The sequence below is a fragment of the Paraconexibacter antarcticus genome (assembly GCF_024220175.1).
GTDB classification, from domain to species: Bacteria; Actinomycetota; Thermoleophilia; order Solirubrobacterales; family Solirubrobacteraceae; genus Paraconexibacter; species Paraconexibacter antarcticus.
Genome location: NZ_CP098502.1, coordinates 2,320,718 through 2,344,205, shown reverse-complemented (window position 1 = coordinate 2,344,205; position 23,488 = coordinate 2,320,718). Strand labels below are relative to the sequence as shown.

The following is a 23,488-nucleotide window of genomic DNA, read 5'->3' as shown; positions in this document are numbered from 1 at the left end:
ACGGACTCGGTCAGCCGGCCGCGGTGCCGCCGGCCCCGGGGCCGGAGCGAGGGGCTGTGCCGCTGCCACCGCCGCTGGTCGGGACGGTGGGCGTGGTCGGTGCGGTCGTGGAAGTGGTGGTCGGGGCGCTCGCAGATGCCGTCGGCGTTGTGGTTGTGGATGACGACGGGACGGGCGCGGTGGTTGTGGGTGTCGTCGGTGCGGCGGTCGGCCCTGTGGTGGTGAGCGGACGCGCGGTCGTCGTCGGCGCTGCTGCCGTTCCGGTGCTCGTCGGCGGACGTGTCGCGGTATTTGGGCGCGTCACGGTCGTCGGGGCGGGCGCCGAAGGTGTCGCGGTGACCGGGCGTATCCGCGTCGGCGCGGGACGCTGGGCGGCGGGGACGCTCGTCGGCGACGCGGAGGGCTGATGTGCGGCCGTGGTCTGCGACGGGGCGCCCGTCGCGCTGTTGTGCGCTTGCGGCATGTTGTGGGTCGAGTCGCCGCCGGCCGTCGTCGGTCCGGACGCGCGGCTGGAGGCTGCGCGGCGGCTCGTCCCCGCGGTCGCCGGTGGCGTGGCTGCAGGACCGGAGGTCGCGGCGCGGTGCCCGGCCGTGTTGGCGGGTCCGTTGGAGCTGATGGACGTCCGCGGCGCCGGGTGGGTCGTGGCGTGGTGATGGACCGCGACGCCGGTGGCCCCGGCGGCGGCGACGCCCGTCGCGGCCAGGACGGCCATCTTGGTGGTGATGGCGGCGGCGACGGTGCTGGTCGTTCCGGCGGCCCCGCCGGCGCCGGCGGTGAGGGCGCCGCCCTTGGCGGCGGCGCCGCCGGTGTGGAAGAGGTGGCCGAGCAGCGCCGCGCTCGCGGCAACGGGCAGAACGGGGAAGAGGGCGCCGAGCTCCTGGGGCCGTGCGGTGAGCGCGAGGTCGAAGTGACGGCAGGCGGAGCAGCTTGCGAGGTGGCCGCGCATACGCCGGCCGCGGCGGACGCGGCCGTCGCCGTCGGAGAGCTTGCGCTGGATCTCATCGCACTGCATCGCGCGTCCTTCGGCGAGCTCGGCCAGGGCGGTGCGGGCTTCGAAGATCGTCTGCTTGACCACGGTCGGGGCGCAGTCCAGGACCTTGGCGATCTCCTGGTGGGAGAGGCCGCTGAGCTCGCGCAGCACGAGCGCCTGGCGCTGGCGGTCGGGGAGCAGCGTCAGGTCGCTCCAGAGCTGCTTGAGGCGGTCGCGGTCGGCGACCATGTCGCTCGTCGGCGGGCCCTTGCTGGCGTGTGTGGTGTCCAGTTCGCTCGTCGGGCGCTGCTGGCGGATGCGGTTGATCGCTTCGTTGTGGGCGATCCGGAACAGCCACGGACGCAGCTCGAAGTCGCGGTCCTCCTGTTGGAGCGCGACGATCGCCTTGACCATCACACTCTGCAGGACATCCTCGGCGTCGGCCGGGTCGCGGAGGATCGAGCGGATGTACCGGTACAGGTCCTGATGGTGCTCGCGGTAGACCTGCGAGAACAGCGTGCAGTCCGCCCGGACCGCGCTCGAGCGCACGGGTAGGCGCCGGGCGAGCAGGCCCGTCGGCGAGGGGAGGGTGTGTGGTGGGCTCACGGCCACGTCCCATGTATCGACAACACCCCGCACGCGCTGAAGTCAGTCCGCATCTGCACCGAACGGGGCGAGTCGCGCGAGTGCAGGCGCCGGGTCGGCATCGGGGTCAGTATCCCGGGTTGGTGGGGCAGCTGGCAAAGGGGTCCGTCGCGCCGGCGGGCAGCGGCGGGCAGCGGGTGTAGTGGCGGCGCACAAACGGGTGGGTAGGGGTGCTGAGGTTCAGCCAGTAGGAGACGATCACGCGCCGGTAGGTGTGGCCGGCGTGGCCGATCGCGGAGACCTGCCGGACGATCAGCTGCCCGGCCGGGATGCTCGTGGAGGCGGCGACGGTGCTGGGGAGGGTGATCGTGGTGGAGATCGCGTAGCGGTAGGACTCGCCGTCGGAGAGGGGCTGCTCAGTGGTCATCTGGCAGAAGTTGTTGCCCGCGGAGATCGGCGCGACCTGGACCCCGGCGGTGGTGGTGCTGAGGGTGGCCAGCGGGGTGCTGACGGTCGCGGTGGTGGCGGGCTGGGCGGGGATGCTGGTGGTGCTGGCGTCGTTCATCTGCACGCCGACGCAGCCGAGGGTGCGCAGCGTGCCGGTGGCGAGGCCGAGCAGGCCGTCGCTCTCGGGGGCGATCAGGGTCTTGCTCATGCGGTAGCCGGCGATGTCGGCGCCGGCATCGGCGGCGGCCTGGGCCTTCTCGCTGTCGCGGGCGGGGGTCGCTCGCTGCAGGCCGGAGACGGCGACGGCGATCGCGGTCCCGGCGAGCAGCAGCACGATCGACAGGACGATCATCGTCGCGACCATCGTGAACCCCGCATCAGTGCTCGAGGACGTGGGCCTGCGGGTCATAACAGGTGGGCGTCGGGGTTGGTGATGACGGTGGTCAGCCAGATGTAGTTGCGGGGCCCGATGTCGGGGCTGCTTGAGACGGGCCGGACGGCGATGCTGACGCGCACGGTGTTGTGGGCGCTGCCGGTGTTCAGCACGGCGAGCAGCGCGCTCGCGCGGTCGGTCTGGGTGCTGGCGAGCGTGCCGAGGTCGACGCTCGTCTGGGTGCTCACGGTCGCGGTGACGGTGCGCCCGTCGGCGGCGCTGACGCCGAGGCTGCCGCTGAGCGTGACCGAGCCGGCCGCGGCGGTGACCGCGTCGTCCTGGGAGGAGATCGTGCTCAGCAGGCTGTCGGCCACGCCGAGCACCACGTTATCGAGCGAGCTCGAGAGGTCGGTGACCTTCTGATCCAGCGTCGTCGAGGTCGAGGTCAGGGTGGCGAGCTGGGTGGTGAGGGTCGGGAGCGCCTGGCTGATGGCGGCGAGGTCGCGCAGGTCCGGGAGGGTGGTGCTGTCCGGGAGCTGGCACAGATCAACGCGCGTGCCGGTGAGTCCCGCTGTGGTGGTTCCCGCGGTGAGTTTCTGCCGTAGCGGGTCAAGGCCGCTTGAGAGGCTGGTGAGCGCGCTGCGCAGCCCGGCGACCGCGGTCTGCAGTGGCGCCGTCCCGCCCTGGATCGCATCCAGGCTCGTGCTGAGCGCGGCCTGCGTCTTGGCGCCGAGCGTTGATCCGAGCAGGGCCAGCACCGTCGAGGTGAGCTTGGCCTGCGCACCGGTGGTGTCGGTCACGATCTTCGCCAAGAGGCCGCCGGTGCCGGTGCTCCCGACGAGCTGGTAGAGGAAGTTCTGGGTTCCGCTGGAGGCGGTGAGCGCGGCGATCGCGGCCTGGACGCTGGTGATGGTGTCCGCGAGCCGGCTGAGGTCAAGGACCGGGCAGCTCTCCTGGCGGTAACTGACAATGCGCCACACATCGAACGTCCGAGGACCCTTGTCGGTCTGCACCACGAAGCGCTCGTAATCCGCCGGTGCCGTCGGGTCCGTGGAGTACGGCACCAGCGGCTCGGTGACCTGGGTGCCGGTGCTGTCGGTGAACGTGTAGGAGCCGTTGCTCACGCGGCCGGGATCCACCGCATCGGCGGGCGGGGCGGTGTGGCGGACGGCGGCGGTGCTGAGCGTCGACCACGGCCGGGCGCGGAGCTGCTCGATCGCCGCAGTGCCCACGTCGGAGGCGATCTGGATGTTCTGCGAGGTCGCGGCGGTCTGGTGCCCGCGGGTGAACACCTCGTAGGCCGGGAGGATCCCGAGGCCGAGGACGAGCATCGAGACGAGCACCTCGATCAGCCCGAACCCCGCCTCACCCCGGACGCGTCTCATGGCCATGGGCAGTCACTCCCGACGGTCAGCGGGATGGTCTGGCAGTTGCGCGGCACGAACGTCGTGTCGAAGTCGACGGTGGCCGGCCGCGAGGCGATCGGCGCCGACAGCCGCACCCGGACGCTCGGCAGCCCGCCGGCCCCGCTGACGGGGGCGAGCACGGTGAACGCGCTGACCCCGGAGACGGTGAACTGCCCCGGGGCCGGCTGGTCGGCAGTCCCGGCAGTGAGGTCACGTCGTACGCATGCCCACGTCGCGGCACCGGCGGGCGCGGCGCAGTCCCACCGGATCGTGTGAAGCGCGATCGCCCCGTCCGACTGGCGGGTCAGCACCTGCAGATCGAGCGTGTCGCTCGGCGTCGTCGGGCTGCTGGTCCACGGGGCGACAGCGAAGCTCTGGCGCACGTCGTCGCCGATCCGGGCGATCGTCTGGTCAGCGTCGTCGGTCCCGGCAACCCTTCCGGCCACGGCGAGTTCGTGCACGGCCGAGCCGTCCAGCAGCGACAGCACGGCGAAGAGGATCACCACGCCGACGAGCATCGTGACGAGGAGCTCGACGAGCGTGAAGCCGGCCTCATCACGACGGCGGGTGGATGGAGGGTGGGGGGCTGGAGGGGGGTGGAGGGTCATGAGCGGCTGGGCCGCCTCACCGTGGTGAGGTCCCTGGCTTTGCGTCCCCGCCTCGCGACGGGTTTGCCTTTGGTCGGTGTCAACGGGCCCGAACAGGCTCGGGCGGCGGGTCAGGCCTTCCCGGTCGTGTCGTTTGCGGCGATGGCGGGAAGCGCCCGCAAGGTGGTCAGCCGGGGGTGCCCGGAATGCCCGACCGCTCGCGCCTGAGCGTGAGCGGGGAGATGACGCAGGAGCGTGGCGAGATGGTGCGCGACCGTGCGCGCGAGCGTGAGCTGCTGGCGGGTCCAGGGCCGGTCCTCACTGCTGAAGACCTCAAGCAGCCCGACGGCCTGTCCGCAGGCGCGCAGCGGGATCATCATCAGTGCGGCCAGGCCGTTGGTGTGCAGCAGTTGCAGCTCGTGCTCGTCGGCGCCGGTATCCCCACGCAGGACCTGGGCGGCGTCTCCGGTCCGCAGCAACGCGCCCGTGGTCGGGTAGTCGGCGACGCGATAGCAGGGCTCGTCCTCCCAGACGGACCCGGCGCAGGTCTGCAGGTAGGGGTCCCCGCCCGGGTCCTCGAGGCGGGAGATGCTCAGGCCGTCGGCTTGCAGCAGCAGCTGCAGCTGGGGAAGGGTAGCGTTGAGGTCTGCGAGGGAGGTGCAGTTGCTCAGCCGGGCGGCGAGCGCCTCCTGCAGGATCTGGACGTGGTCGCCGAGCGGCCGGTCGCCGTGGCGCAGCGCCGAGGCCAGGCCCTCCCGGCAGGCCAGCGCGGCCATCGGCGCGACGGTCGGCCACCGGGCGTGGGGGCGGGCGAGGTAGAAGCCCTGGCCGATCGGCACGTCGAGGTCGGCGAGCGTGGCGAGCTCGTCCTCGTGCTCGATGCCCTCGGCGCAGAGCATCGCGCCGGTGCGCACAGCGAAGCGGCTGAGGGCCTCGATGAGCGCAACCTTCGCCGGGTCAAGGTGCACGCCGGACACGAGCTCGCGGTCGAGCTTGATGATGTCGGGGCGCAGCAGCATCACCTGCCTGAGGCTCGCGTACCCCGCGCCGGCGTCGTCGACCGCGATCAAGGCTCCTCGGCCACGGAGGTCGTCCAAGTGGGTCTGGATCGAGGAGCCGTGCAGCACGAGCTCGTTCTCGGTGATCTCCAGGATGAGCCCCGACAGATCACGAGGCAGCATCCGCTGCACCGCGTCGGAGGCCAACGCTGAGGCGCTGACGTTGACCGCCAGCAGCGCGCCGCCGGGTGGCCGACCGCCGCGGAGGGCCAGCGTGATCGCCAGCGCCTCGGCCACCGGGCCGGCGCCCTCGCGGCGGGCCTTCGCAAGCCACGCGGACGGCGAGGCCGACTCTGGGCGCAGGAGCGCCTCGTACGCCCACGGTCGCCCGGTCTGCAGATCGACCATCGGCTGATAGGCGATCGTGAGGCCCTCGGTGATGTCGGTGCTGGACGTCATCGCGTAGGTGGAGTTGAACCGCACGGCGATCGGCGGCGACCCTTCGGGGGTCGCCGCCGACAGGCCGTTGCTCAGCGGCGGCTCGTGGCCGTCGTCGGGTCCGTCGGGGCCGGGTCCGTCGTCGGGTCGGTCGCGGGCGCCGGGTCGGTGCTCGGGTCCGGGGTCGTGACGGCCTGATCCTTGGCGAGCTTCGCGGCGGCCTTCACGCACTGGCTGAACGCGGTCCCGTGCTGACCGGCGACGTGCTTCTTGCTCAGCGACTTGCAGGCGCTGGTGGGGTTGCTCGTCACGCCCGAGGCGAGCTTGGCCATGGCGGTGACGCACTTGCTGAACGGCGTGCCGGTCTGCCCGTCGACCGGCTGCTTGCTCTCACCCTTGCAGTAGGTGCCGTAGGCCTTCGCCTTGCTCGAGGCCGACGCGTTCGGCCCCGGCGTGCCGGCGGGCTTGTGGCTCATACCCGGGTTGCTCGTCCCGGTCGGGTGGTTGTCGGCGGTCGGCGTGCCCGACGGCACGTACGCGCTACCGGGGTTGCTCGTCGCGGTCGGGGTGCCCGACGGCGCAGCGGTCGTGGCCAATGCGGGCGGGCCGGCGGTGAACCCGGCCGGGATCCCAGCCGCGAACGCGGCGGCGGGCGTGAGCGCGACCGAGAGGGTCGCGGCGATGGTGGTGAGCGTCGTGCGGTACATGGATGCCTCCTGGGCAACTGGGCGGCCTTCCGTCCGTGGAAGACCCCTGGCTTTGCGTCCCCGCCTCGCAACGGGTTTGCCTTGATCGGGTAGGTCCGAGGACAAGCCTCTAAGCCAGACAACACGGGCCGCTGGGCTCGGTCAGCCCCAACTTCCCAGATCAAACGAACGTCCAGAACGCCGCCGTGCGGTCCCCCGCGCCGGGAGGCGGACGGCGACCGAGATGCGGCAGCGGGAGTTGCAGAGCGAGGATCCGAATCCGACAAGATGCCCGCCTTAGGGGATGCGCGCGCGGCGCCGGACCGCGCTCGGTGCCGGCGCCCGCTCGGCCGCACGCTCAAGGATGGGACCGGCGGTGCCGAAGCCCCAACAAGCAGATCGTCACCTCCGGTGCGCGTCGGGACATCCCCGCAGCACCAAACCGAATGGACCACCCGTGAACTTCTCGCTCCGCCGCTCCGCGCTGTGCCTCCTGCTCGCCGCCGGCGTGGCCACGGCCGGCGCTCCCTCGAGCGCCCAGGCCGCCGGCAAGCCCACCAAGCCGTCCGCCCCGACCTGCGGGACGACGATCTACAAGAGCAGCGGCAGCGCGTGGACGTGCACCTTCGACGACGAGTTCGGCGGGACGAGCCTGGACGGGTCCAAGTGGATCGCCCAGGAGACGGCCAACAGCGGCTACACGAGCGGCCTCACCGCGTGCTTCGTCAACAGCCCGAACAACATCTCCGTCGCCGGCGGGACGCTGAACCTCACCGCCCGCAAGGAGGCGGCGCCGTTCACCTGCACCGACCCCTACGGGAACTTCACCACGCAGTACACCAGCGGCATGGTCTCCACCTACGGCCGCTTCGGACAGGCCTACGGCCGCTTCGAGGTCCGCGCCAAGCTCCCCGCCGCGACCGTCGCCGGGCTGCAGGAATCCATGTGGCTGTGGCCCGTGGACCCGTACAAGTACGGTGCCTGGCCGGGCTCAGGCGAGATCGACATCGCCGAGGCCTACAGCCAGTACCCCGACCGCGCGATCCCCTACATCCACTACAACGCGGCCGCCTTCGACCCGAACGTCACCAACACCTCGTGCCTGATCTCAAACCTCGCCGCCTTCCACACCTACGCGGTTGAGTGGACGACGAGCACGCTGAAGATCATCTACGACGGTCAGACATGCCTCATCGACGACTGGAACCCGGCATCGCCGCTCATCAAGCCCCAGCCGTTCGACCAGCCGTTCATCATCGCCCTCACCCAGGCGCTCGGCATCGGCACCAACGCCTTCGACCCCGCCACCACCCCGCTTCCCGCCACCACGAGCATCGACTACGTCCGCGTCTGGGAGTAGCCGCGACGTCGCGGCACGGGCGATCTAAATGCCGCGGCTAACTCGTCGGCATCGACGAACGTCGCGTGCTCCGCGACCGTCGTAATGCCCTCGCGGACTTGTCGACGGCGTCGAACATCGCCTGCGCGGCCCCTGAGTGTGGCGTGTCAAGGGGAGTGGTCATCGGTCCCAGGCTCGGATCACCTCGCCGTATCCGTCGATTCGTCCAAAGCGGCGGGACCCACGTCGTGAACGTCACTCCCCCGCTCCGATCATGTCGTCGAGGTACTTCGTCCACCGTGCCGCCGCGTCCGACTGATCGCGCGCGTGCGCGTACCGCTGCGCGGTCCGCGCGTCCTTGTGTCCGACGAGCTTGCGGACGGCGTCTGCGTCGAAGACGCTCCGTAGGTCGGTGGTCGCGCCGGGGCGGAGGTCGTGGACGCGCATGTGGCGGTCGATCCCCGCGGCTTCGCACGCGGCGCGGAAGCGGCGGCGGAAGGCGCGGAGGTCGACGTGCTTGCCGACCGCCGAGCAGAAGACGAGGTCGTCGCGGCCGGTGAAGTACGGGCGGCGCGAGAGACCGTCGAGGACGGCGGCGACCTGGTCGGGGACGACGGTCCAGCGGGCCTCGCCGGCCTTGGTCGGGGTCTCGACGAGGTTCGTGGAATTCCAGGAGCGGTCGATGCGCAGGCGGGAGGAGGCGAACTCGATGTGCCGCCAGCTGAGGGCCGCGGCCTCCCCCACGCGCAGCCCGCAGAACGCGAGCAGCATCACCATGGCGGCGTCCTGCTCGCTCTCGCGGTCGCGCTCGACCTGCGCCTCGGGCTTGCGGGAGGTCGCGCCCCCGCGGGCGCGCGCGGCGCGGTGACTGCCGGCTCGCAGGGCGCCGACGACGAGCATGACCTCGCCGGGCGTGAGCGGCTCGCGTTCGGGCGCGGGCTCCTCCCCGAGCGGCTCGCAGTGCTTGACCGGGTTCAGGAGCAGGCCATAGCCCTTCTGGTCGATCGGACGGCAGGCGAACTCGAAGATGCGGTGGAGGACCATGCGGGCCTTGTTGATCGTCCGCCGGGAGACGATGCGCTCGCCCTCCTCGTCGCGCCGTGCGTCGAGCTCGTCGCGCCAGTCGATGACCTTCCCGGTGGTGATGCCGGCGATGGGGCCCGCCAGGTGCGGCGACGTGAGGAGGTGGACGTCCACGACCGAGCGGTACTCACGCAGCGTGCTGATGCGCAACCCCTTGACCCGCTCGCGGTTGTCGAGCCAGATCCCGGCGGCTTCGGCGAGCGTCGGGTCGTGGCCGCCGAGGGCGGCGATGCGGTCGGCCTCCCGGCGCTGAGCTGCACGCTGCACCTCGACGTGATCGACGAGCTCGCCCGCGAGGGCGATGGCTTCGTCGACGCCGAGCGTCCCGTCCTTGCCGCGCTGCGGTCGACCGCTCCGCGTGACGGGGACCTCCCAGCGTGCCCGCCAGCCGTCACCGGCGGATCGATCGTCGGCCGGGCGCCGCCGCAGCAACGCCGGCCCGAGGCGGCGCTTGACCTGCTCCCCGCTGGAGCGCCACTTCGCCTCCCAGACCGGCGAGCCGTCCTTCGTCTCGACGACGAAGAGGGCCGGCACGGGAAGGTCTCGGGGCTTCATGGCGACGTGATCGAGGGGCTGAAAAGAGGTCGGACTCCCGACCCTCAGTCCGAGCGTACAAATCTGCGAGTACCACTCGTACCCGTCGCGAACCGCAGAAACGACCCCTTAACCAAGGGCTTCTTGCCGATTAACACAGGGTTCTAGTAGTGCTCCGTTAGGTGTCGTTGAGGTAGGGGGTGTCGGGCGGCAGCCGTCTGCGGCAGGTCGGGCATGTCCCGTGCCAGCAGGCCAAGAGCGTTTGCAGCTCCCGAACGACCTCGAACAGTGAGGTCAGGCGGCCGCCCGGCGTTGAGGTCGCCGCAGTCGTTCCAGGGTCAGGAAGCCGTGCGCGACGGAGACGAGGGTTGTGTGGTGGTGCCAGCCGGGCCAGGAGCGGCCTTCGAAGTGGTCTAGGCCGAGGGCGTCTTTGAGCTCGCGGTAGTCCTGCTCGATCCGCCAGCGCAGCTTCGCCAGCGCGACGAGGTCCGCGATCGGCGTGTCGTCGGGGAGGTCGCTGATCCAGAAGTCGGTCGGGGCGCTCTTGCCTTCGGGCCACTCCGCCAGCAGCCACCGGACCGGCAGATTGCCGTCTGCGTGGGCGCTGCGCAGCTTGATGTTGCAGAGCTTCACGCGGATCGCGGTGAAGCGCGAGGCCAGCTCGCCCTTGGTGCCCTGGCGCCAGCAGATCCGCAGATAGGCGTCCTCGCCGACCTCGGCCGCCAAAGCCGCGACGCTGCTGAACGGTCGGCGGTAGCGCGGCGCGGGCGGCCGTCCTTTGCCGGCGTAGGTCGGCGTCTGCGGCTCGGTGCTGGCCGGGAGCGCCGACGTGGTGCCCTTGACGTCCAGCACGTAGCGGATGTCGCGCTCTTCCAGGCCGATGCGCAGCTCCGTCACGTCACCGTAGGCGGCGTCGCCGAGCACCGGCGGAGCCTGCAGCCCCCACGCCTGAAGCTCGTCGATCATGTCCAACGCGAGCTGCCACTTCGGCCGATGCACGACGTCGTCGGGGACTTTGCAGCCGGCGCGGCGCGGGTCCTCGTTCCACGACTCGGGCAGGAACAGACGCCAGTCGATCGGGCACGACGCGTGCACGGTGGCGGCGGTGATCGAGACCCCGATCTGGCAGTTGCCGACCTTCCCCAAAGCGCCGGAGTACTGGCGCGCCACGCCGACTGACTTGTCGCCGAACTTCGGAAAGCCGGTGTCGTCAATCACCCAAGCCGCCGGCACGATCGCCTCGCTGAGCCGGACCGCCAAGCGCTTACGCACCGGTTCCCACCGCCACGGCGACTGGTTGACGAACTGCTGCAAGCACTGCTCATCGCCATCTTCCAGGCGGGCAGCCATCGGCTCGATGCTCTTGCGCTTGCCATCGAGCATCAACCCCCGCAGATACACGCCGCCCCACCGCCGCTGATCGCGACGCACCATTGGCTCGAACATGTCCTCCGCGAACGCCTCAAGCCGCGGCCGCACCCGCGCCAGCTGCTTGTCCGAGAGACCGGCCACCGACCCGATCTTGACCTGCCCCGCCGACGAACTCATGCACAAGAAGTTCGCCAAGACTCCATAACCTCCTGCAACAACCTAACGGAGCACTACTAAGAAGCTGTTTCGGAATGAAGGGTTATGTCTCCTGATCTGGAATCCGTCGGCGGTGTCGTCGAGGATTGGAGGTCGTGGAGGTGCCCTCTCGCTTTGAAGTCAGCGATGAGCTGTGGGCGGAGATCGAGCCGTTGATCCCCGTCCGCGTGCGTCGCCGTCGTCACCCGGGCCGCAAGGCGATCGATGACCGGCTGGTCCTCAACGGCATCCTGCACGTGCTGCACACCGGCATCGCGTGGACGGATCTGCCGCGCGAGTATGGCTACGGCTCCGGGGTCACGTGCTGGCGACGACTTCGCGATTGGCAGCAGGCCGGCGTCTGGGAGGCGCTGTACCAGAAGCTGCTGGTCAAGCTCAACGCCGCGGGCGTGATCGACTGGTCTCGCGCCTCCGTTGACGGCTCTCATGTGCGTGCGCTTTTGGGGGGCTCCACACCGGGCCATCCCCAGTAGATCGCGGGCGCAACGGCTCAAAGCACCACCTCCTGGTCGACGCCGGCGGGATCCCCCTGGCCGTCTCGCTGACCGGCGGCAACCGCAACGACGTCACTCAGCTGATCCCGCTGCTTGAGGATCTGCACGCCCGTCCGGTCGCCGGCAAGGTCGGCCGACCACGCCAAAAGCCCGACGTCGTGCTCGCCGACCGAGGCTATGACCACGACAAGCACCGCCGTCTGGTCCGGGCCCGCGGAATCACCCCCGTGATCGCCCGCCGCGGCGTCGCACACGGCTCCGGCCTCGGTCGTCAGCGCTGGGTCGTCGAACGCGGCTTCGCGCACCTACACAACTTCCGCCGGCTACGCATCCGCTACGAACGCCGCCCCGAGATCCACGAGGCCTTCCTCAGCCTCGCCTGCGCGATCCTCTGCTTCCGGCGCCTGCCCTCATTTTGAAAGACCTTCTAAGACCGCGGCCACCGTGCACGAATCCCGGTGCGCCGCCGTGGCGGTGATCGAGGGTGAGTGCCGTGGACGCGGTCGACCTCCGAAGCGGATCGACACGCCGAGGCTCTCGCGGTTCTCGGGGCCGCACCCCTTCCGAGAATCGCGGTCTCTTCGTCGCCTGGTTCGGTCTCCAGACCGAAGCGGTCACCAACCCCCGAACTGCGGCCCGCCGCCGTAGACGCACCGCTGCACCACCTCGGTGGGGCTCGGCCCTATGGCGTCTCCTGCGCCGTCAAGAACGCCTCGAGCTCCAGGTTGACCGCCGCGGAATGTGTCAGGTTCGCGGCGTGACCTGCCCCGTCGATGACCGCGAGTCGACCGGCGGGAAGCCTCTGGGCGAGCGCGCGCCCCTCGTCGACGCCGATGGCGAGGTCATCGGAGCCGTGCACCACCAGCGCCGGCATCGTGAGCTCGCCGATGCGCTCGGTGATGTCGTCGCGGGTGGCCAGCGTGCTGTATATCTGTCGGACGGTTGCTTCGGGGATCGACGCGGCCTCGTCGATCCAGCGTGCGCCGCCGGAGTGGCCGGCTCCGATGATGATCGTGCTGAGGGTCTCGCGCACCTCGGCCGGCGGGCCGTCGGGCGAGAGCCAGGCGTCGATGAGCTGGTCGTAGCCCGCGGCCTTCTCGGCGGCGTCGAGGCCGGACTGCGTGTCGATCAGGACGAGCGCCCTGACGCGTTCGGGCGCGGAGAGGGCGGCACGAAGCGAGACGTACCCGCCCTGTGACATCCCGGCGAGGACGGCCTCTTCGATCCCGAGCGCATCGAGCAGGCCCAGAAGATCTGCTGCCGAGTCCCAGTAGCTGAAGGGATCGTCGGTCGCCTCGGTCGCGCCGTGGCCGCGGGCGTCCCACGTGATGCAGCGCCACCGGTTCGCGAGAGCTGCGACCTGCGGCGCGAACATCGCCTGGCTCATGAAAAAGCCGTGGGAGAAGACGATCACGTCGTCGCCCGATCCAGTGTCCCCGTAAGCGATTCGCTGGCCGTTCACGTTGACATACGGCATCGTCAGGCCACCTTGAATCCCGCGTAGTCGGGGGTCGAGCACTGTTGCACCTGCTCGAGGTACATGGGGACGCCTCCGGCGAACTGGAGGAGTTCCTGCTTCTTGCCGGGGATGTTCGCGCCGACGTACCAGCCGGTCGTGGCCAGCCGGAAGAGGGTCTGCTCACCGATGCCTAGGACGAGACCCCGCCAGGCCTCGTCGGCCTCGGCGGTCGACTCCAGACGGGTGTGCCCGTCGTCCCTGAGGCTCTCGAGGAGGTTTACGATCGCGTCGCCCTGCAGTTCTGCGCAGCTGGGCCCGTTGCAGAAGGCACCAGGGCTCTGGGGCCCGTAGAGGAACAGCAGGTTCGGGAAACCCGAGGTGGCGATGCCCAGGTGGGCGCTGACGCCCTCGACCCACTTCTCGCCCAGGGTCTCCCCGGACGTGCCGCGGATGTCGATGGCCGTGAGACCGCCCGTGACGGCGTCGAAGCCGGTGGCGAGCACCAGCACGTCGATGCGGTGCTCGCCGGTGCTGGTCACGGCGCCGTGCTCGGTGATCCGTTCGATCGGCGTCTCAGTGACGTCGACGAGGGCCACGTTGTCGCGGTTGAACACCTCGTAGTACGACTGCTCGAGCGAGGGACGCACCACGCCGAACGGGTGCGGTTGGACGGAAGGGGCCAGCTTCTCGGCGAGCGCGGGGTCGGCGATGCGCTCGCGGGTGCGGTCGCGCCAGAACTCGTAGACCTCGCGGTTAATGTCCATGTCGACGATGAGGTCCGAGAAGCTCCCCAGCCAGAAGCTGAAGCCGCCGATCTCCCACAACTTGGTCAGTTCGGCCTGCCGCTCATCGAACGTCAACTCGCTCCCCGGTCGGGGGAGGAAATCGAAGTCACCGCCTCCGAACGTCTTGGAACGGCGGGCCATCCGTTCGGGGAGCTCGGACTGCAACGCGCGCTGCTGCTCGTCGTCGAGTCGGCGTTGACGCATCGGGATCGCGATGTTGGGCGTGCGTTGGAATACCGTGAGGTGCTCGGCGACACTCCCGGCTTCCTGGATGACCTGCACACCGCTGGCGCCCGTGCCGATCACCGCGACGCGCTTGCCGGCGAGTTCGAGGCCATCCTGCGGCCAACGCGCGGTGTGGTGGCGCTCCCCGGCGAAGTCCTCCAGGCCCGCGATCTGCGGGATGTACGGCTTGGCCGCGAACCCGGTGCACATGATGAGGAAGCGCGCGCTCGCCACGTCCCCGCCGGCGGAGGTGACGGTCCACCGGCGCGTGTCCTCGTCGAATTCGGCTCGGGTGACGCGAGTGTTGAACGTGACGTCCCGGCTCAGGTCCAGCTTGCCGTCAACGTAGGCGAAGTAGTTGCGCAGTTCCTCGCGGCCGGGATAGGCCTCGTCAAAGCTCCACCCCTGCAGCAGGTCGGGCCGTGAGTACTGGTAGATGCGGCCCGGGGAGTCGACCCGTGCTCCCGGGTAGCAGTTCCAGTACCAGACACCCCCGAGCTCGGGGGCCTCCTCCCACACCTTGACGGCGAAGCCCCGTTCGCGGAGCCGGTCGAGTTGGTAGAGGCCGTTGAAGCCGGCCCCGACGACCAGCGCATCGAGCACGTCGATGTCGCCGGTCTCCCTCGTGGTGTGCGTGGTCACTCGTCTCTCCTCTGTGAAGGATCAGGTGGTTCTGTGATGGCGGAGTCCCACGGCGACTAGAGCCACGCCTCGGGGGTGTCCAGCGCCAGGCGGTCTCCGCGCGCCAGCAGGCCGAGGCCGGTCTGCGCGCGCGGCAGCTCGTGGGTGTAAAAGAAACGCGCCGCGTTGCGCTTGCCCTCGTAGAAGTCACCTTCGCCGCCGTGGGCGGCCGCGACCTGCTCGAGCCAGAGCCAGGCGACGACGATGTGCCCGAACGCCTCCATGTAGAGGGTCGCGTTCGCCAGGGCGACGTCGGGAGCCGCTGCCAGCGTCGCCGTCGTGGCCTCGAGCTCGCCCGCGACCGTCTCGAGCTCGGAGGCGAGTCCGCCCGCAAGCCCGCCGCACGCTCGTGCGCGACCGACGGTCTTTTCGATCTCCTCGAGCAGGACCCGCAACCCGGCGCCGTCGTTCTTGAACACCTGACGCCCGAGGAGGTCCAGCGCCTGGATGCCGTGGGTGCCCTCGTAGATCGAGCTGACCCGGTTGTCGCGGTACAGACGCTCCACGTCGTAGTCGCGGGCGTAGCCGTAGCCCCCGTAGACCTGGATGGCCAGGTCGTTGGCGGCGAGGCCCCACTGCGAGGGCCAGCTCTTGACGACCGACGTCAGCGTTCCCAGCAGCACCTGCGCGCGCTCGCGCTCCAGTGCGGTCGGCAACGTCAGCGTGTCGTCAAGCAACCGGGCTGCGAACAGCACGAGGGCGAGGCCGCCCTCGACGTACGACTTCTGCTTGAGCAGCATGCGGCGCACGTCGGCGTGGCGAATGATCGGCACGGGCGGCGAGGTCGACGGAACGCCGAGCTCGCGGCCCTGAAGTCGCTCCCGCGCGTACTGCAGCGATCGCAGGTAGGCGGTGTAGCCCATGGCGGCGGCGGCGGCACCAACGCCCAACCGGGACTCGTTCATCATGTGGAACATCGCGGCCAGGCCGCGGCCCGGCTCGCCGACGAGGTAGCCGACGGCGCCCGCCTCGCCGGTCGGGAGGTGAGCGCCCTCGCCGAACGACAGCAGCGTGTTGACGGTGCCGCGCTGGCCCATCTTGTGGTTGATGCCGGCGACGACGACGTCGTTGCGCTCGCCGGGTCGTCCCTCGGCGTCGACGAGCCACTTCGGCACGATGAACAGGCTGATCCCGGCCGTTCCGGCCGCCGTCTCGGAGGACTTGGCCAGGACGAGGTGCACGATGTTCTCGCCGATGGTGTGCTCTCCCGCCCCGATCCACATCTTCGAGCCGAACAGCCGGAAGGTGCCATCGGGTCGGGGCTCCGCCCGGGTGGCGATGTCGGCCAGCGAACTGCCGGCCTCCGTCTCGGACAAGCACATGGTTCCCAGGAACCGGCCCTCGAGCATGGGCGGAACCCAAGTCTGCACCTGATCGGGGGAGCCGCACGTGAGCAGCAACCGGGCGGCGCTGGTGGTGAGGCCGTGGTAGACGGTCGTGCCGACGTTCGCGGCGTTGAACCAGCAGGCACACGCCGTCTCGAGCAGGTGCGGCATCTGCGCGCCGCCGACCTCTTCGTCGAGCGACATCGCCACGAACCCTGCGTTTGCATGGGCCGCGAGCGCTTCGCCGATCGCCGGGATGAGCTTGACCGAGTCTCCTTCCAGCTGTGGCTCCTGCTGATCGGCTTGTCGTGCGTGCGGCGCGAAGCGCTCGGTCGCGATGCGCTCGGCGAGCTGCAGGACGTCCGCGAACGTCGATGGGGAGTGCTCGCGATACCGCTCACGCTCGCCGAGGCCGTCGAGGTCGAGCCACTCGTTGACCATGAACCGCAGGTCCCGGGCGCTCATCAAGAGCGCGGCGGCGGTCGTCTGGGGCTCAGGCAGCGATGTTGCCAAGGGGTGCCCGTCGATCGAGGGACTGCTGTGCCGCGTCGGCGAGCGCGATGACGCTGGCGGTCAGAAACGCGACGGCGTCATCGCGCGTCAGGCGGTGGCGCACGAGCCACTCCTGCGCACCCGCTTCGATGAGGCCGACGGCGGCGCGCGCAACGGCCCGCGCGTGGTCTTCCGAGAGGTCGGCCGCGGCCTTGCCGAGCGCGGCAAGCGCGAGGTCGGCCGACCGCTCACGTCCTCGCTCGACGATCTCCTGGATGCCGTCGGGGTGCTCGGCTTCCGTGCCCCCGATGACCGCCAGCCACGAGCACCTGCTGTGTTCGATCGTGGTGAGCCCGTGCTCGACGAGGGCCGTGACGCGCTCCTCGAGGGTGTCCTGGGCCAGATCCGGCTCGCGCGTCGACTCGACGATGCTTTCCAGGACCGCTCGGTACAGGCCCGCCTTGTCGCCGAAGTAGTGCGCGACGAGCGACCAGCTCACCCCCGAGGCCCTGGCGATGTCCGCGGTGGACAGCGCGACATAACGGCGTTCGGCGAACAGGTGCCGACATGCCTCCAGGATCTCGGCGCGCCGCACATCGGCCGGAACGTGTCTGCGGGTCGCCCGTCGCATCTTTTGAGAAGCTATCAGAACTTTTGATATCTTCTCAGAACATGCACGACCTGGTTCTCCGCCGTGACGAGGCAGGGGTCGCGACCCTGACGCTCAACCGTCCCGACAAGCTCAACGCGCTCACGCCGCAGGTGCTCGGACGCCTGCACGAGCATGTCGACGCCATCGCCACGGACCCGTCGGTCGCGTGTGTCGTGCTGACGGGCGCGGGGCGCTCGTTCTGCGCCGGGCACGACCTCGAAGCCATCTCCGACGGTGACCACGACGCCCAAGCGGAGGGTCGTGCCGTCGATGCCGTCGAGCGGCTGCCACAACCGGTCATCGGGGCGATCCGCGGCCACTGCCTCACCGGCGGTCTAGAGCTTGCGCTCGCGTGCGACCTGCTCGTCGCGACCGAATCGTCCCGGTTCGCCGACACCCACGCGACGTGGGGCCTGGTCCCGGTGTGGGGCATGTCGGTCCGGCTCCCGGAGCGGGTCGGAGTCCAGACAGCAAAGCGTCTGATGTTCACCGCCGGCCGCGTTTCCGGAACCGAGGCGCACGCTCTCGGGCTCGTCGACCAAGTTACGGTCGACGACGCCCTCGACGAGACGGTCGCCGCGCTCACAACGGAGATCGTCGCCAACTCGGCCGACGCGCTGAGGATCATCAAGGCCCTCTTGCGTGACAGCACCGAAATGCCCCGCAGACGGGCGCTCGACGCCGAGCGGACGCTGCCGTACGGACTGCCCGCGGACATGGCCGACCGGCTCGGCCGGAGCCCGGCGCCCCGGGGGTAGCGAAGCTCATTGCGTGCCCCACGCCATAGGCGTAGGCGTAGGCGTGGGCGGTTTACAAGTTCGGATCCCGGGCCCCGGCACCACAGGACGTCAGGCGCCGTTCGGGCGCCCGAGGGTCAGCAGCCCGATGATCTGACTGAAGAGACCCCCAGTCGGCGCTGGCGCCGTGGCCGGCGCCGCAGGAACCATGGAAGCCGCCCGGTCGGCGAAGACGCCGAGCAAGCTGTTGATCGCGTCGGCCAGCGGGGCGACCGCGACGCCCTGGACCGCTGGGAGTCCCGAGACGACCCCGGCCGCATCGCTGACCACCGCTTGAGCGCGTTGGACCAGCTGGGCCAAAGATGCGGGGATGGTGCTCATTGGCATCTCGGCCAGGGCCGCCTTGGCTCCGGTCGTCGCCTGTTGGGTGAGCTTCGTCAGAAGCGTCACCACGTCGCGGAGGATTGGCGTCGCGGCATCCGCGGCCGCTCCCGGCTGGGCGGCCGCGAGCACGTCGGACGTCAGCTGGTCGATGTCTCCCAGCGGCAGTTCGGCCAGCGCGGCTGCGATGGCCACGCGTGCGGGCTCGGCAGCCGGGCCGCGTCCTCACGTGCCCGCAGCTCAGGGATCTTCGCGCCGCGGTCCCACGGTGAGAGCACCCGATAGTCCTTGTGCACCCGCAGCCGCCGCACCAGCCGCCGCCCCTGCCGATCCAGATCCGCACGCGGACCCTCCAGAAGCACTGAGATCGACGCGTCGATTCCGAAATACCGCGCCGCGACCTGCTGCGCCTTCTCACTCGACGTGCCCGGCACCTCGATCGAGCTCGGCGAGATCCGCGCCGCAAAGCTCAGCCCCTGCACCACCAGCACCAAAGTGACCGCCGCCCACAACGCGATCGTAGCTTCGGCCGCGCGATCGCGAACGCCCCCGCGCGCGTCATCGCTCTGCCCTGTCCGAAACACCCATGACAAGACGTACCTGATGGTGGCTTTTTGTGCACCGAAAGGTGCGCTCCGCCGGGGACGCGACTAGCGTATGCCGATGCGGGCCGACGGCGATCTCACACGCAAAGGCGAACAGCGCGCCACCGCAATCCTCGACGTCGCCCTGCGCTGCCTCGCCCGCGACGGCTTCGCCGCCACCTCACTGCAACGCGTCGCCGACGAGGCCGGCCTGAACAAGCGCGCCGTCATCTACTACTACGACTCGCGCGAGGGACTGTTCGGGCGCGTCGTCGAGCATGTCGGCGGCCGCTTCATCAAACAGCTCGAGGACACCGTTCAGGGCCTCGAAGACCCCAGCGACATCGTCGAGCGCGGCTTTGAGACGTTCTGGGCCGCGATCACCACCGACCGCGCACTCCTCGTCGCCCGGTTTGGCCTCCAGGCCGAGTCGATCACCAACCCCGCCTTTCTCGGCGCCGCCCGCTACATCTCCACCCGCTTCCGCGACCTCGTCAGCGGCCTCATCGACGACGCCATCGGCCGCGGGCGCACCCTTCTGCTGGACCGCGCCAGCCTCGAGGTCCTCATCCTCACCAACGTGCAAGGCCTCATCCTGAACTACCTCGAGAACGGCGACACCCACCCCCGAACTCCATACCGCGATCAAGACCGTCCAGTCCGCTTTGACCTACGTCAGCCAGCCGCCCGTGGAATCAGGCGTCAAGCCACGCGCAACCTAGTAGGTCGGACATGGTTCTTCTTGCTGCTGGCCATGGTGCTCGCGACCCTGGCCGGGGTGACCTGTCGATCGGTCGGTGGAGACGGTCGCCCCGACCTTGGCCTCTTGGAGGCCGCGCCCGGTGACACGACATCGCGATCAAGGGATCTGGCGTCGCACACGGACACGCGGAGACCTATCGCTTCACGGGCGGGGCTGGTAACCGGCCCTGAGCAGCGCTGCTGCCTCGGGATCGAAGGCGCGTTCGGAGGTGCGGCGGCGCGGCAGCGATGAGCGTGCCGGCGCGGGAGCGCAGGGCGCCGTCGGCGTTGAGGACGTCACCAACGCGCTCCTGCTGCGCCCGTTCCAGGCGCGCAAAGCCGCCGATGATGGCGCTGCCGCCGTCTGGATCGTCGAGCACGAGGCAGGCAACGGTGATCGCCTGCTCCCAGAGGTCGTGCTCGTCCGCAGCCACCAGCAGCGCGTCGACAGAGGCGTCCGGCAGACGGTCGATGACGGCAACGATACGTTGCGCCTGCTCGGGCCCGATGTGCGTGGCCAGCGAGATGGCCTCACGCCACAGCGCCTGCTCCTGGGCAGTGACGAAGAGCTCGTCCAAGCGGTGGTCGGGCAGCAGCGCGACGACCGAGTCCAAGCGGGCGAGGTCCTCGATGACGAAGCCCGCGCGCAGCAGCGCCTCGCCGTCGAAGAGGTCAAGCAACACCTCGAGCTTGGCGGCCGGCACATCACCAACGAAGGCCGACAGGACGATCCACTCCCCGCGCTCGCGCAGGACGCGCCCGGCCCCGCCCATCGTGTCGGTCGGGATGCCGCCGATGAGCGGTCCGACGTGCCGCAGGTCCACGTGCGTGGCGACGTCTGCAAGGAACTCCGCGGGCAGCCGGCCCGCGAGGTCGGCGGCCATGTCGGCGCTCAACAGCGCCGACGCGCGACCGCCGAGGACCGGTCCCATCGCGCGCTGGGCGAGCATCGCCGCCAGGGCACGCGGGATCTTGTCCGCCAGCGCGACCGCGCGCTCGAACTCTTGGCGGCTGCGCTCCAGCAGCCGGTCCAGGACGGCAGCGCGGACCTTCGCCAGATCCGCCACCAGCGCGTCCTGCAGGAAGGCGAGCTCCTCGGACTCGACGCCCAGCACGCGCGCCAGACGCAGCGTCTCGGACCGATGGGCCTGGGCGTCGCTCATCCCAGCAGCACTTTGCGGACGATGCCGCGCACGGGCCACGGAACGAGCTGCAGCGCGGTCTGGAGCGCTGCCTCGGCCTCGTCGGCCTGCCGCTGCTCGGCCTGGCCGACGAGGGTCTGCAGGCGGGCGACGGCGTCCGGGCCCAGCGCCCTGATCCCGGACGGGAGGTCGATCGGGTCCATCACCGCTCCATCAGCTCCCGCATCGCCGCGAGGTACTCGTCGCGACCGAAGTGCATGACGTGGCTCCCGGGAAACCAGCGCAGCTGCGGCCGCCCCCAGTGCTCCCACAGCAGCAGGCTCTGCTCGGGCGGCGCCAGCCGGTCACCGAGGCCGCCGACCACCATGAGCCGCTCCCTGGGCACGACCGGCGCGTAGGTCAGCGGGCTGTGAACCGCGAGGGCCTGCGCCAGCAGCTCGCCCGGGACGCCGTTGATCCGGCGCACGACCGCGGTGCTGATGTTGGCGGGAAACCAGCTGTCCAGCAGCGGGGGCAGCCACGTCACGGCCGCGTTGGGGATCGCGAAGTCCAGGCGCTCGTCGACGGCGGCCAGCAGCGCGGAGGTATAGCCCCCGAGTGACAGCCCCGTCACGCCGATCCGCGGCGCGCCGCTCGCCTGCAGGTGGTCGAGGAACGCGCGGAAATCGTGGACGGCGTGGATGATCGCCTCGCTGAACTGCGCCATGCCGTGGGCGAAGAGATCCGTCCCGTTGACGGCGACCTTGCGCGTCCGGCGCGAGCCGTGGAAGGGCAGCGTGTAGAGCAGGATGTCCCACCCGTCCGCGAAGAACTGCTTCAACGAGAAGAACGCGGTGTTGAACCACGCCGGCGAAGCGCCGAAGCCGTGGATCACGCAGAGCGTCTGCCGCGGTCCGTCCTCGTGGCGCCAGTGCTGCGCGCGGGCGGTCCGGTTGTTCTCGTGCCGGGCGTAGCGCTGCCGCATCGGCGGGTTCAGCGCGACGTACGGGCTGTCGAAGCGCAGCAGCTCCACACGTCCACCGGGAACGCCGGGACCCCGCCCCGCCTCGGCACGCATACGGACCGGCGCGGGCGCGGCGAAGACGCTCGGCGCGTCCCTCGCCGACGCCGCCTCGGCGTAGAACTCCAGCGCGCCACGTTCGTCCCGGGACCGGTCCCGGAGCGCATCGGGCAGCATCGCTGCGCTGAGCACCGAGGCCAGGCCGGTGCGCAGTCCGTAGTCGGCGACGACGGAGCCGTGGTAGAGCACCCTCGCGACGGGGTCCAGCTCGGCGGTGGCGGGGGCGCTCACGCCGCGGTTTCCAGCACGTAGGGCTTGGGATCGAAGCGCCGGGTGCGGCGGCGGAAGTGCGCGGCGAAGCCCGGGTAGAGTCCGAAGTTGCGGCCCGTGTCGTCGACGTAGTACGCCTTGCAGCCGCCGGCCGTCCACACGGTGCCCTCGCTGCGGCGGTCGACCTCGCGAACGAAGCCCTCCAGCGCCTCCGCTCGCACCTCCAGCCGGCGCACGTTACGCCGGTCCATCGTCCGCAGCGCGTCCATGACATAGGCCATCTGCGACTCGAGCGAGAAGATGACGGAGTTGATGCCGATCGAGTTGGGCCCGAGCAGGATGAACATGTTCGGAAAGCCCGGGACCGACGACCCCAGGTAGGCGCGCGGCGAGCGGTTCCAGACCTCGCCCAGCGTGCGCCCGTCCTGCCCGGCGATGCGGTGGGCCAGCAGCGAGCGGCTGTACCTGTAGCCGATGGCGGTGATGACCGTGTCGACCTCGTGGCGGGCGCCGTCGGTGGTCACGACCGCGTTCCCGTCGACCTTCGCGATGGGCTCGGTGATGACGGTCGCGTTCTCGGCGGCCAGGGCCGGGTTGTACGTGTTGGACAGGATCGGGCGCTTGCAGCCGAAGCGGTAGTGCGGCGTGAGCTTGGCCCGCAGCACGGGGTTCTTGACCTGGCGGCGCAGGTGCGCGCGACCGATCGCCTCGACCGGCGCGATCAGCGCGGTCTGCCCGCGGAAGCCGACACCCATCGACTCGTAGACGGCGAAGAGCGCGTTGCGCTGCACGTCCTGGAGCACCGGCAGCGCGCGGTACAGCAGGCGCTCGGGCAGCGGCACGGGCCGGTCGACGTGCGGCAGGACCCACGGCGGGGTGCGCTGGAAGACGAGCAGGCGGTCGACCTGCGGCTGGATTCGCGGGACGAACTGCGCGGCCGCCGGGCCGGTGCCGATGACCGCCACGCGCTCGCCGGTCAGGTCGTGGTCGTGATCCCACCGCGCGGAGTGGAAGCGACGGCCCGTGAAGCCGGCCAGACCCTCGATCTCCGGCTCGTCGGGCTCCCCGGTCGCGCCGATCGCGCTGATGAGCAGATCGGCGGTCAGCTCGTCGCCGTCCGCCGTGCGCACCCGCCACAGGCCGGCCGCCTCGTCCCAGGCCGAGCGCTCCATCTCGGTGGAGAACCGGATGTGCGGCGTGACGCCGTATTCGTCCGCGGTGTCGCGGACGTACTCGAGGATCTCCTGCTGCGGCGGGAACATCCGGGACCAGCCCGGGTTGCGCGCGAAGGAGTAGGAGTAGAGGTTCGCCGGTACGTCGCAGCCGCAGCCGGGGTAGGTGTGCTCGAACCAGGTGCCGCCGACCGAGGCGTTGCGCTCGAGGATCACGAAGTCCTCGATGCCGGCCTGGCGCAGCTTCACGCCGAGGCCCACGCCGGCGATGCCGGCGCCGATGATCACGAGGCGATGGTGGGTGCTGGTCATCGG

At 70.4% G+C, this 23,488-nt stretch carries 22 protein-coding genes and 2 riboswitches; of the genes, 4 read left to right on the top strand and 18 right to left on the bottom strand.

Features of this window, described 5'->3' with window-relative positions:
• Positions 1 to 10: 10 nt before the first annotated feature.
• The 6 genes from NBH00_RS11425 to NBH00_RS11400 all read right to left on the bottom strand — a co-directional run bounded on the left by NBH00_RS11425 (position 11) and on the right by NBH00_RS11400 (position 6,511).
• On the bottom strand, positions 11 to 1,576 hold the full coding sequence (locus tag NBH00_RS11425) for an RNA polymerase sigma factor (RefSeq protein WP_254571067.1): 1,566 nt from the start codon (positions 1,574 to 1,576) through the stop codon (positions 11 to 13).
• Between the two features lie 106 nt (positions 1,577 to 1,682).
• Complete coding sequence (locus tag NBH00_RS11420) at positions 1,683 to 2,411, bottom strand: hypothetical protein (protein ID WP_254571066.1); 729 nt, start codon at positions 2,409 to 2,411, stop codon at positions 1,683 to 1,685.
• Positions 2,408 to 3,760, bottom strand: a complete 1,353-nt coding sequence (locus NBH00_RS11415) for a prepilin-type N-terminal cleavage/methylation domain-containing protein (RefSeq protein WP_254571065.1) — start codon at positions 3,758 to 3,760, stop codon at positions 2,408 to 2,410. Before NBH00_RS11415 ends, NBH00_RS11420 begins: the two co-directional genes overlap by 4 nt.
• The gene (locus tag NBH00_RS11410) at positions 3,757 to 4,389 is read right to left on the bottom strand and encodes a PulJ/GspJ family protein (RefSeq protein WP_254571064.1); all 633 of its coding nucleotides are present in this window, start codon (positions 4,387 to 4,389) and stop codon (positions 3,757 to 3,759) included. Before NBH00_RS11410 ends, NBH00_RS11415 begins: the two co-directional genes overlap by 4 nt.
• Positions 4,388 to 4,467, bottom strand: a riboswitch (cyclic di-GMP riboswitch). Its footprint overlaps the gene before it by 2 nt.
• 32 nt (positions 4,468 to 4,499) lie before the next feature.
• Positions 4,500 to 5,825, bottom strand: coding sequence for an EAL domain-containing protein (locus NBH00_RS11405; protein WP_254571063.1), 1,326 nt, complete (start codon positions 5,823 to 5,825; stop codon positions 4,500 to 4,502).
• Positions 5,826 to 5,896: 71 nt separating this feature from the next.
• Positions 5,897 to 6,511 (bottom strand): hypothetical protein, encoded by a 615-nt coding sequence (locus NBH00_RS11400; protein ID WP_254569725.1) that lies wholly within the window; start codon positions 6,509 to 6,511, stop codon positions 5,897 to 5,899.
• A 9-nt stretch (positions 6,512 to 6,520) separates the two neighbouring features.
• A riboswitch (cyclic di-GMP riboswitch) is annotated at positions 6,521 to 6,602 on the bottom strand.
• Positions 6,603 to 6,947: 345 nt separating this feature from the next.
• On the opposite strand from NBH00_RS11400, the gene NBH00_RS11395 reads away from it, so the two are divergent.
• Positions 6,948 to 7,850, top strand: coding sequence for a glycoside hydrolase family 16 protein (locus tag NBH00_RS11395; protein ID WP_254573448.1), 903 nt, complete (start codon positions 6,948 to 6,950; stop codon positions 7,848 to 7,850).
• 234 nt (positions 7,851 to 8,084) lie between these two features.
• On the opposite strand, the gene NBH00_RS11390 is transcribed toward NBH00_RS11395, so the two are convergent.
• On the bottom strand, positions 8,085 to 9,467 hold the full coding sequence (locus NBH00_RS11390) for a tyrosine-type recombinase/integrase (RefSeq protein ID WP_254573447.1): 1,383 nt from the start codon (positions 9,465 to 9,467) through the stop codon (positions 8,085 to 8,087).
• A gap of 273 nt (positions 9,468 to 9,740) precedes the next feature.
• Positions 9,741 to 10,994, bottom strand: a complete 1,254-nt coding sequence (locus tag NBH00_RS11385; protein ID WP_254569724.1) for an IS701 family transposase — start codon at positions 10,992 to 10,994, stop codon at positions 9,741 to 9,743.
• Positions 10,995 to 11,128: 134 nt separating this feature from the next.
• Here NBH00_RS11385 and NBH00_RS11380 point away from each other — a divergent pair.
• Positions 11,129 to 11,946, top strand: a protein-coding gene (locus tag NBH00_RS11380; protein ID WP_437126613.1) for an IS5 family transposase whose coding sequence is annotated in 2 segments (ribosomal slippage) — positions 11,129 to 11,474 and positions 11,474 to 11,946 — 819 coding nt in all. Because the reading frame shifts where the segments join, the coding sequence is not laid out codon by codon here.
• Between the two features lie 263 nt (positions 11,947 to 12,209).
• Here NBH00_RS11380 and NBH00_RS11375 read toward each other — a convergent pair.
• The 4 genes from NBH00_RS11375 to NBH00_RS11360 are packed head-to-tail and all read right to left on the bottom strand — an operon-like array spanning position 12,210 to position 17,125.
• Positions 12,210 to 13,046: an alpha/beta fold hydrolase gene (locus NBH00_RS11375; RefSeq protein ID WP_254573446.1), complete on the bottom strand. Its 837-nt coding sequence runs from the start codon at positions 13,044 to 13,046 to the stop codon at positions 12,210 to 12,212.
• Positions 13,007 to 14,638, bottom strand: coding sequence for a flavin-containing monooxygenase (locus NBH00_RS11370; RefSeq protein ID WP_254573445.1), 1,632 nt, complete (start codon positions 14,636 to 14,638; stop codon positions 13,007 to 13,009). Before NBH00_RS11370 ends, NBH00_RS11375 begins: the two co-directional genes overlap by 40 nt.
• Before the next feature lie 56 nt (positions 14,639 to 14,694).
• The gene (locus NBH00_RS11365) at positions 14,695 to 16,467 is read right to left on the bottom strand and encodes an acyl-CoA dehydrogenase (protein ID WP_254573444.1); all 1,773 of its coding nucleotides are present in this window, start codon (positions 16,465 to 16,467) and stop codon (positions 14,695 to 14,697) included.
• A gap of 28 nt (positions 16,468 to 16,495) precedes the next feature.
• Positions 16,496 to 17,125, bottom strand: coding sequence for a TetR/AcrR family transcriptional regulator (locus tag NBH00_RS11360; protein ID WP_254573443.1), 630 nt, complete (start codon positions 17,123 to 17,125; stop codon positions 16,496 to 16,498).
• Positions 17,126 to 17,166: 41 nt separating this feature from the next.
• Here NBH00_RS11360 and NBH00_RS11355 point away from each other — a divergent pair, with 41 nt between their 5' ends.
• Positions 17,167 to 17,904, top strand: coding sequence for an enoyl-CoA hydratase/isomerase family protein (locus NBH00_RS11355; RefSeq protein WP_254573442.1), 738 nt, complete (start codon positions 17,167 to 17,169; stop codon positions 17,902 to 17,904).
• Positions 17,905 to 17,994: 90 nt separating this feature from the next.
• Here the strand turns inward: NBH00_RS11355 and NBH00_RS11350 are convergent, their stop codons facing one another.
• Together NBH00_RS11350 and NBH00_RS11345 are read right to left on the bottom strand one after the other, a co-directional pair.
• The gene (locus NBH00_RS11350) at positions 17,995 to 18,459 is read right to left on the bottom strand and encodes a hypothetical protein (protein WP_254573441.1); all 465 of its coding nucleotides are present in this window, start codon (positions 18,457 to 18,459) and stop codon (positions 17,995 to 17,997) included.
• On the bottom strand, positions 18,405 to 18,857 hold the full coding sequence (locus NBH00_RS11345; RefSeq protein WP_254573440.1) for a hypothetical protein: 453 nt from the start codon (positions 18,855 to 18,857) through the stop codon (positions 18,405 to 18,407). The genes NBH00_RS11350 and NBH00_RS11345 overlap by 55 nt, the downstream gene beginning before the upstream one ends.
• 70 nt (positions 18,858 to 18,927) lie before the next feature.
• Between NBH00_RS11345 and NBH00_RS11340 the strand changes: the two genes are divergently transcribed.
• Positions 18,928 to 19,842, top strand: coding sequence for a TetR/AcrR family transcriptional regulator (locus NBH00_RS11340; protein ID WP_254573439.1), 915 nt, complete (start codon positions 18,928 to 18,930; stop codon positions 19,840 to 19,842).
• On the opposite strand, the gene NBH00_RS11335 is transcribed toward NBH00_RS11340, so the two are convergent.
• From NBH00_RS11335 to NBH00_RS11320, 4 genes are read right to left on the bottom strand one after another with little or no spacing between them, the layout of a single operon-like run.
• Complete coding sequence (locus NBH00_RS11335) at positions 19,745 to 20,752, bottom strand: hypothetical protein (protein WP_254573438.1); 1,008 nt, start codon at positions 20,750 to 20,752, stop codon at positions 19,745 to 19,747. The genes NBH00_RS11340 and NBH00_RS11335 overlap by 98 nt on opposite strands.
• On the bottom strand, positions 20,749 to 20,934 hold the full coding sequence (locus NBH00_RS11330) for a hypothetical protein (RefSeq protein ID WP_254573437.1): 186 nt from the start codon (positions 20,932 to 20,934) through the stop codon (positions 20,749 to 20,751). Before NBH00_RS11330 ends, NBH00_RS11335 begins: the two co-directional genes overlap by 4 nt.
• The gene (locus NBH00_RS11325) at positions 20,934 to 22,022 is read right to left on the bottom strand and encodes an alpha/beta hydrolase family protein (RefSeq protein WP_254573436.1); all 1,089 of its coding nucleotides are present in this window, start codon (positions 22,020 to 22,022) and stop codon (positions 20,934 to 20,936) included. Before NBH00_RS11325 ends, NBH00_RS11330 begins: the two co-directional genes overlap by 1 nt.
• Positions 22,019 to 23,485: a flavin-containing monooxygenase gene (locus NBH00_RS11320; RefSeq protein WP_254573435.1), complete on the bottom strand. Its 1,467-nt coding sequence runs from the start codon at positions 23,483 to 23,485 to the stop codon at positions 22,019 to 22,021. The genes NBH00_RS11325 and NBH00_RS11320 overlap by 4 nt, the downstream gene beginning before the upstream one ends.
• Positions 23,486 to 23,488: the final 3 nt, after the last annotated feature.